The organism is Streptomyces sp. NPDC093260 (assembly GCF_040683715.1).
GTDB classification, from domain to species: Bacteria; Actinomycetota; Actinomycetes; order Streptomycetales; family Streptomycetaceae; genus Streptomyces; species Streptomyces sennicomposti.
The window spans coordinates 167,533-179,383 of record NZ_JBFBEK010000013.1; the positions used below are offsets into that span (position 1 = coordinate 167,533).

At 71.5% G+C, this 11,851-nt stretch carries 9 protein-coding genes; 4 read left to right on the forward strand and 5 right to left on the reverse strand.

Features of this window, described 5'->3' with window-relative positions; translation table 11 throughout:
• Positions 1–21 precede the first annotated feature (21 nt).
• The 4 genes from AB0N63_RS18835 to AB0N63_RS18850 form a co-directional block, all read right to left on the reverse strand.
• Complete coding sequence (locus AB0N63_RS18835; RefSeq protein WP_365530107.1) at positions 22–897, reverse strand: carbohydrate ABC transporter permease; 876 nt, start codon at positions 895–897, stop codon at positions 22–24.
• 16 nt (positions 898–913) lie between these two features.
• The gene (locus AB0N63_RS18840; protein ID WP_365530108.1) at positions 914–1,861 is read right to left on the reverse strand and encodes a sugar ABC transporter permease; all 948 of its coding nucleotides are present in this window, start codon (positions 1,859–1,861) and stop codon (positions 914–916) included.
• 12 nt (positions 1,862–1,873) lie between these two features.
• Positions 1,874–3,217, reverse strand: coding sequence for an extracellular solute-binding protein (locus AB0N63_RS18845; protein ID WP_365530109.1), 1,344 nt, complete (start codon positions 3,215–3,217; stop codon positions 1,874–1,876).
• A 201-nt stretch (positions 3,218–3,418) separates the two neighbouring features.
• Positions 3,419–4,444: a LacI family DNA-binding transcriptional regulator gene (locus AB0N63_RS18850; RefSeq protein WP_365530168.1), complete on the reverse strand. Its 1,026-nt coding sequence runs from the start codon at positions 4,442–4,444 to the stop codon at positions 3,419–3,421.
• Positions 4,445–4,673: 229 nt separating this feature from the next.
• Here AB0N63_RS18850 and AB0N63_RS18855 point away from each other — a divergent pair, with 229 nt between their 5' ends.
• Positions 4,674–6,506, forward strand: a complete 1,833-nt coding sequence (locus tag AB0N63_RS18855; RefSeq protein WP_365530110.1) for a glycoside hydrolase family 2 TIM barrel-domain containing protein — start codon at positions 4,674–4,676, stop codon at positions 6,504–6,506.
• Between the two features lie 48 nt (positions 6,507–6,554).
• Here AB0N63_RS18855 and AB0N63_RS18860 read toward each other — a convergent pair whose 3' ends face one another.
• Entirely contained in the window at positions 6,555–8,675 is a 2,121-nt protein-coding gene (locus AB0N63_RS18860) for a cellulose binding domain-containing protein (RefSeq protein ID WP_365530111.1), read from the reverse strand.
• Positions 8,676–8,945: 270 nt separating this feature from the next.
• On the opposite strand from AB0N63_RS18860, the gene AB0N63_RS18865 reads away from it, so the two are divergent.
• From AB0N63_RS18865 to AB0N63_RS18875, 3 genes are all read left to right on the forward strand, one after another.
• The gene (locus AB0N63_RS18865; protein ID WP_365530112.1) at positions 8,946–9,902 is read left to right on the forward strand and encodes a helix-turn-helix domain-containing protein; all 957 of its coding nucleotides are present in this window, start codon (positions 8,946–8,948) and stop codon (positions 9,900–9,902) included.
• A gap of 237 nt (positions 9,903–10,139) precedes the next feature.
• Positions 10,140–11,138, forward strand: coding sequence for a type I glyceraldehyde-3-phosphate dehydrogenase (gene gap, locus AB0N63_RS18870; protein WP_365530113.1), 999 nt, complete (start codon positions 10,140–10,142; stop codon positions 11,136–11,138).
• Positions 11,139–11,281: 143 nt separating this feature from the next.
• Positions 11,282–11,815 (forward strand): AAA family ATPase, encoded by a 534-nt coding sequence (locus AB0N63_RS18875; RefSeq protein ID WP_365530169.1) that lies wholly within the window; start codon positions 11,282–11,284, stop codon positions 11,813–11,815.
• The last annotated feature ends 36 nt before the right edge of the window (positions 11,816–11,851 follow it).

Sequence of the window (11,851 nt, forward strand, 5' to 3'; positions counted from 1 at the left end):
GACCGACGGGGAGCCTCACACCTACTTGATCCCCGTCGTGGCGATCCCCTGCACGATCTGGCGCTGGAAGACCAGGAAGACCGCGATCAGGGGGAGGAAGCCGAGGACGGAGGAGGCCATGACCTCGGCGTACTGGATGTTGGTGTTGTTCACCAGGGAGGCCAGCCCGACCGGGATCGTCTGCGACTTGGTCTGGTTGAGGACCAGCAGGGGCCACAGGAAGGAGTTCCACGACGTGATGAACGTGAGGATCGCGACCGTGGACAGGGCGGGGCGGCAGATCGGCATGCACACCGTCGCGTACACCCGCCACCAGCTCGCGCCGTCGATGCGCGCGGCCTCGATCAAAGGCATCGGGATGCCGCGGAAGAACGCCTGGAAGACGAAGACCGAGACCGGCGCCGCGACCGAGGGAAGGACCAGGGCCCAGAAGGTGCCGAGCAGATGGAAGGAGCGGTACTCGATGAACTGCGGCAGCACCAGCGCCTCGCTCGGCAGCATCAGCCCCGCCGCCACCAGCGCCATGACCACGGCCCGGCCGCGGTAGCGCAGGAAGGCCAGCGCGAAGCCCGCCATCGAGCAGAAGGCCACCGTGAACACGACGGCGAGGGTGGAGATGACCAGGCTGTTGAGGTACCAGGTGCCGATCGGATAGTTGTCCCACGCGTAGGAGTAGGCGTGCAGGGACCAGCCGCCGGCGAACGGCGAGGTCGGGTTCTGGGTGATCGAGCCGTCCGAGCGCAGCGAGGTGATCAGCGCCCAGGCGAACGGCACCAGCCAGATCAGGGCGAACAGGGTCAGACACACGGCGCAGAGGCGGTTGAAGAGCTTGGCGCCGTTCACGGCCGGTGCGCTCCGCTGCCCGGTGGATGTGGGCTGGGTGGTGAGGGTGGTCATGGGTCAGGTCCTCCGCTCAGACCGCGGTGCTGCCGGCGCGCCGGCGCCGCAGTCCGTACCAGGCCGCCGATACCGCGACGATGACGACGAAATAGACCATGGTGGCGGCGGCGCCGTAGCCACCCCGGTACGAGGTGAAACCGGTGTCGTAGATGTATTCGATGACCGGGCGGGTGGACTGGTTCGGACCGCCGCCGAGGAGCAGGTAGATCTGGTCGAAGACCTTGAGGGACGCCAGGATCTGGAGGATCAGGACGAGGCTGGTCGTGCGGCCGAGCAGGGGCACCGTGATGTGCCGGATCTGCTGCCAGGGGCTCGCCCCGTCGATGGCCGCCGCCTCGTACACGTCCGGCGGGACGTCCTGGATGGCGGCCGTGTAGAGGACGAAGTTGAAGCCGAACGTCCACCACAGGGTCATCAGCGTCACCGCGGTCCAGCCGCCCGAGGTGCTGCCGATGAAGTCGGGCACCGGCAGCCCCACCGCGCCGAAGAGCTTCGGCAGGAGCCCGATCTGCGGGGTGTACATCCACAGGAAGATCAGCGCGACCACGGACGACGGCACGACGTACGGCGCGAAGAAGGCGATCCGGTAGAAGACCCTGCCGCGCCGCATCCGGGAGGCGAGGATCGCGACGACCAGGGCGAGGACCACCAGTGGGGGCGTGGTCAGCAGGGTGAAGACCACCGAGTGCCACATGGCGTCCCAGAACAGGGAGTCGGTGATCACCTCGCGGTAGTTCGCCAGGCCGACGAAGTCACCGAGCCCGCTCTTGACGGTGGTGGTGTTGAAGAAGCTCAGGACCACGCCCACGAGCAGCGGGCCGATCAGGAACAGCAGGTAGATCACGAGGAAGGGGGCGGTGAGCAGCGCACCGGCCCGGCGCTCGGAGCGGGCCGGCCGGTCGGCCGGCGGGGCCGCTGTGGACGCCGTGGGCGCCGGTCGCGTCGAGACGACGGTCGTCATGGTGACTGCCTCCTACTTCATCGTGACCGGCGGTCGGGCCGTGGTGTAGCGCTTCAGGTCGGAGCGCATGCGCGAGGCCATGCCCTTGGGCGAGACCCGCCCGGCGAGGGCCTCGATGATCGTTCCGCCGACGACGTTCTGGAAGTCCGAGCCCGCGCCGGTGTACCAGGCCACCGGGTCGTACTGCGCGTCGAAGGCCGCCTGGACGTAGTTGCGCTGCGGCGACTGGTCGAGGAACGCCTTGCTGCGCTGGGTGGGCAGCCAGGCGGGGATGTGCCCGCCCTCGGCCCATACGGCGCTGTGGTCGAGGAGGCTCTTGATGAACTTCGCCGCGGTGCGGGTGCGCGCGTCCGAACGCCTGGCGCTGCGCGGGACGACGAGCGCGTGCGAGTCGGCGTACGCCACCGGTTTCGCGCCGAGGAGCGCCGGGAAAGGCACCACGTTGAAGCGCAGGCCCTTGACCAGCCGGTAGGAGGGGATCTGCCACTCGCCGTCGAAGAGGAAGCCGGCCTTGCCCGTGCTGAACAGGGCGTTCGCACCGGAACCGGTGAGGTTCTTCGGCATCAGGCCGCCGGCGGTGAGGCTCTGCATGAAGGAGACCGTCTCCTGGACCGCCTCGTCGTCGAGGTCGATCCTCGTCCCGGAGTCCGTGACGACCGGCCCGGCCAGACCGGAGTAGATCATGCTGAAGTAGCGCCATGCCGTGGAGGGGTCCGCGGTGATGGACATGACCGCCCCGTACTGCGCGCCGGCCGTCTCCTTCATCGCCTTCACGGCGTCGAGGAAGTCCTCCTTGTCCTTGAGCGGGACCAGGCCGTCGCCGGCCGCGTTGAGGAGCCCGGCCTTCCTGGCCAGGTCCACGTTGTAGTAGAGGACGAAGGGGTGGGTGTCCAGGGGGACCGCGTACACGGTGCCGTCCACGGTGGCCTTCTTCCAGGCCGCGGGTGTGAACCGGTCCTCGGTCACACCCAGTTCGCTCGCCCCGGTCCGCTCGATCGGCTCCAGCAGCCCGGAGGCGGCCAGCAGCGGCAGCCGGGACAGGTGGGTGATGCCGACGTCCGGGGGCGTGCCGCTCGCCGTGGCCAGTGCCAGTTTCGTGTAGTACGGGTTGCCCCAGCCCAGGATGGTCGCCTCGACCGTCGTGCCGGGATTGGCCTTGCGGAAGGCGTCCTCCATCAGCACCATGTTGGCCCCGTCACCGCCGGTGAACAGGTTCCAGAAGATGACGTCCGCGGTGTTCGGCTGCGAGCCCGTGAGACCGGACGCGAGCGGGGAGGAGCACGCCGCGAGCCCTCCGGTCAGGGCAAGACCACCGCCAAGGGCCAGAAACCGACGGCGTGCCATCGCTCCGCTCATGGGGGTATTCACCTCGTTAATTCGATGTGAACTCGATGGCGCAGACCTTGGCACACGATTTGCAACGATGCAATAGGTTGCCTCGAAGAAGCCGGAAGCCCACGTCAGCGCGGGTGCGCCGCGAGCGGGCCCACGGGTGCGCGCCCTGCCCGCGGCGCGCCCGTAGCCGCACCTCCCCGCACCGCCCCGCCGGCCGTCACCTCACCGCCCCGCCGACCGCCACCGCGACGACTCGCGCACCACCAGCCGGAACGGCGTCGCCTCCTGCACGGCGGCGACCGGCGTCCCGGGCTCCTGCGCCGCCCCGGACTTCCCCGTCTGCTCCTCCAGCAGGGCCAGCGCGCGTTCGGCGATCACGTCCAGGTCGGGCGCGATCGAGGTGAGCGGCGGGTGGGTGTACGCCGCCTCCTGGATGTCGTCGATGCCGACCACCGCCACGTCCTCGGGCACCCGCACCCCGGAGGCGTCCAGCGCCCGCAGCGCGCCGACGGCCAGCGCGTCGTTGAAAGCGAAGACCGCGTCGGGCAACGGGCCGTCGCCCTCCAGCAGTTCCCGCACCGCCGCGTAACCCTGCTCCCGGGTCCAGTCCTCGACCGGCACCACCAGCCAGTTCACCCGCCGCACCCGGGCCGCCGACATCGCCTGCTGGTAGCCCTCGGTGCGCTGGCGGCCGTTCTCGCTGCCGTTCTGCCCCAGCGCGACGATTCGGCGACAGCCCTGCTCCACCAGGTGCTCCACCGCCGTGCGGGCCGCCGCCACATTGTCGATGCCGATCCGCGGGAACTGATCCCCGACGCTGTGCTCGCCCAGCATGACCAGCGGGAAGTCCGGTGTGCGGGCCCCGATGTCGGCCGCCGGCACGGTCAGCGCGCTCAGCAGCACCCCGTCGGCGACATTGGTCAGACCGCCGTCGAGGATGCGGCGCTCCACCTCGCTGTCTCCCGCCGTCGCCTCCACCAGCACCGTGATCCCGCGCCGGCCGGCCGCCCGGATGACCGCCTGGGCCAGCTCCGCGAAGTACGGCTCGGCGAGGAACGGCACCGCCAGCGCGATGAACCCGGTCCGCCCCGAACGCAGGCCGCGCGCCAGGTAGTCCATCCGGTATCCCAGCTCGTCCAGCGAGCGCTGCACCTTGGCGCGGGTCTCCGGGCTCACGTGCGGATAGCCGCTGACCACGTTCGACACCGTCCGCACCGAGACGCCGGCGTGCTCGGCCACATCCCGCATCCGCACCCTGGCCACTGGGGCTCCTTCCCGTCGAGTCGGCCCTCTGAGTCTGCCGCACCCGCGGCACGGGCAGTCGGCCACGCCCTCCCTCGCACCTTCCACTGGGCCTTGCATCGATGCAAACGATCACTCATGATGGCAGGGCTTCGATTCTGAAAACGCCGATCAGCGCCGATACCCGGCATGCCCCCATGTTCCTGGCATACCGGATCCGGCAGAAGGAGGACTCGTGAGCGCGAGCGAGCAGGACGGGACGTATCCGAGGCCGATCCTGCGCCGGGAGCGGTGGCAGAGCCTCGACGGCGTCTGGGACTTCGCCTACGACGACACCGGTGCCGGCGAGCGCGAGGCGTGGTACGCCGAGGACGCCGCCGGCGCCTTCGACCGGCGGATCACCGTCCCGTTCCCGCCCGAGGCCCCCGCCTCCGGGATCGGCGAGACCACCCCGCACCGAGTGGTCTGGTACCGCCGCAACGTCCCGCACGACCTGCTCGCCGCAGGCGACGGCCACCGGGCCCTGGTGCACTTCGGGGCCGTCGACCACCGGGCCAAGGTCTGGCTGGACGGCCGCCTGGTCGCCGAACACATCGGCGGGCACAGCCCGTTCACCGCCGACGTCACCGACGCGCTGCGCCCCGGCGCCGACCAGCACGTCCTCGTCGTCCGTGCCGAGGACGACCCCGCCGACCTCGCGCAACCGCGCGGCAAGCAGGACTGGCAGGACCGGCCGCACGCCGTCTGGTACGAGCGCACCACCGGCATCTGGCAGACCGTGTGGACCGAGACGGTCGCCGCCGCGCACATCACCGACCTCGCCTGGACACCCGACCCCGCGCGCGGCGTCCTCGCCGAGATCACCGTGGCCGAGGTCCCCGCCGCCGGGCTCGCGGTCGACATCGTGCTGAGCCACGACGGCGTCGTGCTGGCCGAGAGCACCACCACCGTCCGCACCCCGCGCAGCCGCATCGACCTCGTCGTCCCCGCGCTGCGCAACGGCATCGACCGCGAGGACCTGCTGTGGAGCCCCGAGCGGCCCACCCTGCTCGACGCCCGCGTCACCGTGCGCGACCCCGGCGCCGGCACCGTCCTCGACACGGTCGACAGCTACGTCGGACTGCGCAGCACCGGCGTCGGCGACGGCGCCTTCCTGCTCAACGACCGTCCCTACTACGTCCGTTCGGTCCTCAACCAGGGCTACCGCACCGACACCCTGCTCGCCAACAGCGGCACCGACGAGCTGCGCCGCGAGGTGGAGCTGATCAAGGCCATGGGCTTCAACGCCGTACGCATCCACCAGAAGGCCGAGGACCCCCGCTTCCTGTACTGGGCGGACCGGCTGGGCCTGCTGGTGTGGGGCGAGGCCCCTGCCGCCTACGAATTCGGCCCGTACGCCGTGGAGTTGTTCACCCGAGAGTGGCTGGAGCTGGTCCGGCGCGACCGCAGCCACCCCTCGATCGTCACCTGGGTCCCCGTCAACGAGAGCTGGGGCGCCTCCGACATCCCGCACGACCCCGCGCAGCGCCACTACTCCCTGGCCCTGGCCCACCTCACCCGCGCCCTCGACCCCACCCGCCCGGTCCTGTCCAACGAGGGCTGGGAGCACACCGACAGCGACATCCTCGGCGTGCACGACTACTCCTCCGACCCCGAGGAGCTCACCCGCCGCTACGGCGACGCCGCCGCCTTCGGCACGGTGCTGGCCGGCCCGGGCCCGCAGGGACGCGCGCTGGCGGTCACCCGGCGGCAGACCGAGCGGTACACCGCGGGCGACGCCCCGCTGATGATCACCGAGTTCGGCGGTCTGTCGCTGCGCGCCGACGAGGACGACTTCTCCTACACCCGGACCAGCTCCGACACCCAGTACGCGGCGCTGCTGGGCGACCTGTTCGCCGCGCTGCGCTCCAGCCCCGTCGTCTCGGGCTTCTGCTACACGCAGTTCATGGACACCGCGCAGGAGACCAACGGCCTGCTCTTCCCGGACGGTTCGCCGAAGCTGCCGCTGGAGACGATCCGCCGCATCGTCACCGGCGAGAAGGAGGCAGCCGCGACGCCGACGGACTGAGCGAACGCGGCGGGACGGGGGCCACGCCCCCGCCCCGCCGGACGTGACTCAAGTCGTCGTACACACTGTCCCGTTGAGGGTGAACACCGTAGGCGCAGAATCCGCCCCCGAGTTGGCCCCGGTGAAGCCGAACGACACCGAGTTGCCGCCGTGCGCGGCCAGCCTGGAGTTGTACGACACCGGAGTCGCGATCACGTGCCGGCCGGACTGGCTCACCTGTGCGTTCCAGTACCCCGTCACCGAGACCCCGCTGTCCGGGAACGAGTACGCGAGGGTCCAGCCGTCGATCGGGTTGGGACCGGTGTTGGTGACCGTCACCTCGGCGTTGAAGCCGTTGCCCCAGCCGCCGGTGAGCCGGTACGCCACCTGACAGGTCGACTCGGCGGGCGAGGTGGTGCGTACCGTGACCGGGTCCGAGGCGCGCGACAGCCGCCCGTCGGCGTCCCGGGCCAGCACATTGAACGTGTACGTGGTGCCCGGGGTCAGGTTGCGCACGGTCGCCGAGGTGGCGCTCGTGCCGCTCAGCAGCTCACTGGTGGTGCCCTGCTGCCGGTACACCTCGTAGCGGACCGGAGTGCCGCCGGTGGACGGCGCCCACGACAGGACCGCGGTGGTGTCGGTGACGGAGGCGACCTTCGGGGACCGCGGGGCGCCCAGAGGGGACGTGGTGCCGCTCTTGGGGTGCAGGGTGACGGTGGTGATCGAGTAGGGCGGCAGGGTCTGCGCGGAGCCGTCGCCGGTGCCGGTCTCCACGGCCGACCCCCGGTCGCGGAAGACCGCCACGTCGGCGGGCGAGCCGTCCGCCGTGTAACCGCTCAGCCGCAGGTTCGCGGTGTGCGCCGCCGAGGGGTCCTTGTTGATCAGGAGCACGCTCAGGTCCCCGTCGGCCTGCCGTACGGCGTGCGCGCTCACCAGTGCGTCGTCCGTGGCCGCGTTGACCAGCTGGTCGCCGGGACGGCCGGCGTGGCTGAGCATCTGGATGCCGTAGTAGGGCGGGAAGGGCGTGTTGACGGGCGGCTCGCAGACCGAGCCGGTACAACCCCCGCTGGACAGCAGGCCCATGTCGCCGTAGTCGGTGGCCCCGTCCGGGGCGGTGGAGATGGTGCCGGCCCCGTTGTGGGTGTCCCACCAGTCCACCGTGAACACTCCGTTCGCGAGCGCGGTGAGATAGGTGTCGGCGGCGAACAGCGCGTTGGGCTGGGTGTCCATCAGGACGTTGGAGTTGGTCTCGGTCAGCGCGATCGGGGTGTCCGCCGCGCCAGCCGCGTCCAGTTCGGCGCGTAACTGCTGAAGCTCGCCCGCCAGTTGCGCGGGCGTGTCGAGCATGCCTGCCGCATCCGAGCCGCCCGGGTACCAGTGCACGATCACGAAGTCGGCCTTGCCCGCGACCAGCGGGACGACGGTGTGGTTCCAGTCGGCGCCGTCGCCGTCCGCCACGACGCCGTCCGGCCAGTTGCCCGGCGTGGTGAGCACCGCGCCGACCTTGATCGTCGGGTCCACCGCCTTCATCGCGGAGATGTAGTCGAGGACGCCGTGCGCGTATGCGGCGGGGGAGCGGTCGGCGTGCTCGTCGGTCTCCCAGCCGGAGCCGTAGTGCCCGTTGCCGTACAGCTCGTTGCCGACCTCCCAGAACTTCGCGCCGTACTTCTTGGTGACGTTGGCGTACTTTACCCAGCCGGCCGCCTCCTCCGGGGTGCCCGAACCGTAGTTCGCGATCAGGATCGGCTGGGCGCCCACCTTCCGGACGGTGCCCATGAAGGAGTCGAAGTCGGTACCGGGGGCGACGTAGCCGCCGGGCGCGGTGTGCGTCTGCCAGTGGTAGATGTCGCCGTAACTGCCGCCCGGATAGCGCAGCATGCCGATGCCGGCGGCCTTGACCAGGTCCTGGGTGTCGGGGGTGTTCATGTGCGCGTCCCAGATCGCGCTGTTGAGCCCGAACGCGGTGTCCGGGATGGTGCCGAGACCCTGATCAGCGTTGACGGTGACGTCGACGGCGGTCGTGTCGGCGGGGGCGGGCGCCGCGGCGGCGGGCAGCCGGCCGGCGGTGGCCAGCAGGGCGGCGGTCAGCGCCCCCGCGGCCAGGGCCCGGCGTCCGGGTCCCTGGCCGCGCAGCAGCGGCCGGGCCGGCCGGCCCGTCGATCTGCGGACGTGCGGTTCGGCAGCGTGCACGGCGGTTCTCACCTTCGTCGCGTGGAGGTCGGCGGGACGTGCTGCGTGCGGGCACTCCCGGGGTGGTGCCGGGTTAACCGTGGGAGCGCTCCCATATTGATAGGGCTTGGTGGGGTGGCTGTCAATAAGCGTGCGGAGAGGTGGTCCGGGGCGTGCGGGGCGGGGCCGGCCCGGGAGCGGACCGGGTGCGCGTGACCTGCCGGGTCGGGCGGGCCGCCGGGACCGGCCCGTCCGGCCGGGCGTGCCACGGTGCCCGCGTACCCTGGTCCCGTGTCCGCCTCCGCCCTCCGCCGTGTCGCCGTTCTCGTGCTCGAGGGTGCGAAGCCGCTCGACGTGGGGATTCCCGCGCAGGTGTTCACCACGCGGGCGAGCATGCCGTACGAGGTACGGGTGTGCGGGCCCGCGCCCGGCCTGGTGGCCGGCGGCGACGGGCTGTCGTACCACGTGGCCTACGGGCCGGACGCCCTGGAGTGGGCGGACCTGGTCTTCATCCCCGGCTACCGGTTCCCCGACCGCGACGATCCGCCGCCGGCCGTGGTCGAGGCGCTGCTCGCGGCCCACGCGCGGGGCGCGCGGCTCGCCGCGATCTCGACGGGCGCCTTCGCACTGGCCGCCACCGGCCTGCTGGACGGCAGACGCGCCACGACCCACTGGCACTATTCGGCGGCGCTCGCGGCGAAACACCCCTCGGTGGCGGTGGACGAGAACGTCCTGTTCGTGGACGAGGGCAGCGTGCTGACCTCGGCGGGCGCGGCCTCCGGCATCGACCTGTGCCTGCACATCCTGCGCGGCGACCTCGGGGTGGCCGCCTCCAACCACGCGGCGCGGCGGCTCGTCGCCGCGCCGTATCGCAGCGGAGGCCAGGCGCAGTACGTGCCGCGCAGCGTGCCCGAACCGCTCGGCGAACGGTTCGCCGCCACCCGCGAGTGGGCGCTGCACCGGCTCGGTGAGGCGCTGACCCTCGACGTGCTGGCCCGGCATGCGGCGGTGTCGCCGCGCACGTTCTCGCGGCGCTTCGTGGAGGACACCGGGTACACGCCGATGCAGTGGGTGATGCGAGCCCGGATCGATCTCGCCCGTGAGCTGCTGGAACGGTCCGAGCGGAGCGTGGAGCAGATCGCGGCGGACGTCGGTCTGGGCACCGGGGCGAATCTGCGGCTGCACTTCCAGCGCATCCTCGGGACGACACCGAGCGAGTACCGGCGGACCTTCGCACGCGGGGAGTGAGGAGCGGCCGTCGCGGCTTCTTCCGGTGGGCGTGCGGACCGGCTTCTGCGGCTGCTTCCGGCGGGTGTGCGGAACTGCCTCCCGCGCGCGCCTTCTCCCGGCGGGTGCGACGCGTGACGGGATCCTTCGGGGGTGCACGTGTGGCGAGATCCTTGCGGACCCTGGCACTCACGCCGCTGTCCCGGACCGGCGCGGCGCGCGATCTTGGAAGAGAACCAGCCAGAAGGGACACCATTCATGACCCGCATCGCCATCAACGGATTCGGCCGCATCGGACGCAACGTGCTGCGCGCCCTGCTGGAGCGCGACAGCGAGCTGGAGATCGTCGCCGTCAACGACCTCACCGAGCCCGCCGCTCTCGCGCGGCTGCTCGCCTTCGACAGCACGGCGGGCCGGCTCGGTCGACCGGTGACCGTCGACGGTGACACCCTCGTCGTGGACGGCCGCCGGATCAAGGTGCTCGCCGAGCGCGAGCCGGCGCGGCTGCCGTGGGCCGATCTCGGCGTCGACATCGCCCTGGAGGCCACCGGCCGCTTCACCTCGGCCAAGGCCGCCCGCGCACACCTCGACGCGGGCGCGCGCAAGGTGCTCGTCAGCGCGCCCTCGGACGGCGCCGACGTCACGCTCGCGTACGGCGTCAACACCGACGCCTACGACCCCGAGGCGCACACGGTGATCTCGAACGCGTCGTGCACGACCAACGCGCTCGCGCCGCTGGCCGCGGTGCTCGACCGGCTGGCGGGCATCGAGCACGGGTTCATGACCACCGTGCACGCCTACACCCAGGAGCAGAACCTCCAGGACGGTCCGCACCGCGACGCCCGCCGCGCCCGCGCCGCCGGCGTCAACATCGTGCCGACCACGACGGGCGCGGCCAAGGCGATCGGCCTGGTGCTGCCGAACCTGGACGGCAAGCTGTCGGGCGACTCGATCCGTGTGCCGGTGCCGGTGGGCTCCATCGTGGAACTGAACACGACCGTCTCCCGCGACGTGACACGCGAGGACGTGCTGGAGGCGTACCGCGTCGCTGCCGAGGGACCGCTCGCCGGCGTCCTCGAGTACTCGGAGGACCCGCTGGTGTCCTCGGACATCACCGGCAACCCGGCCTCCTCGATCTTCGACTCGGCGCTCACCCGTGTCGACGGCCGCCATGTCAAGGTGGTCGCCTGGTACGACAACGAGTGGGGTTTCTCCAACCGCGTGATCGACACCCTGGAACTCCTCGCCGGCCGCTGACCGCGAAGGCCCTCGCCGCCCTCGGCGCTGACCAGGGCGGCCCCCGCCCGGGCGCGGGGCCGCCCACTCCGGCGCCGGGGCAGTCACCCTTTCGGGACTTCCCCGAGGGCTCCGGCGTCCCGGCCGCTAGTCTTCCCCGCGTGATGGTGGGCGCCGAACACACTCGGCTGATCGTGCTGCGCGGCAACAGCGCCTCGGGGAAGTCGTCCGTCGCTGCGGGATTGCGGGAGAGGTTCGGGCGGGGGCTGGCTCTGGTCGGGCAGGACAATCTGCGGCGGGTCGTGCTGCGCGAACGCGACCGGCCCGGCGCGGCCAACATCGGCCTGATCGAACTGACCGCGCGCTACGCCCTGGACGCCGGGTACCACGTGGTGGTCGAGGGCATCCTCAGCGCGGACCGCTACGGCGGGATGCTGGCCCGGCTGCGGGCCGACCACCGTGGTCACACCCACGGCTACTACCTGCACGTGCCGTTCGAGGAGACACTCGTCCGGCACGCGACCAAGCCGATCGCCGACGTGGTCACCGAGACGCAGTTGCGGGAGTGGTACCGGTCGCTTGACCTGCTGCCCGGTGGCGCGGAGACCGTCGTCGGTGCGGACAGCGGCCTCACGGCCACCGTCGACCGCATCCTGCGCGAGACCGGCCTGGCCGACCTCCCACCGCTGGACTGCTGACACCGCCCACACCGCGGCCCCGGCCGGCGACCAGGG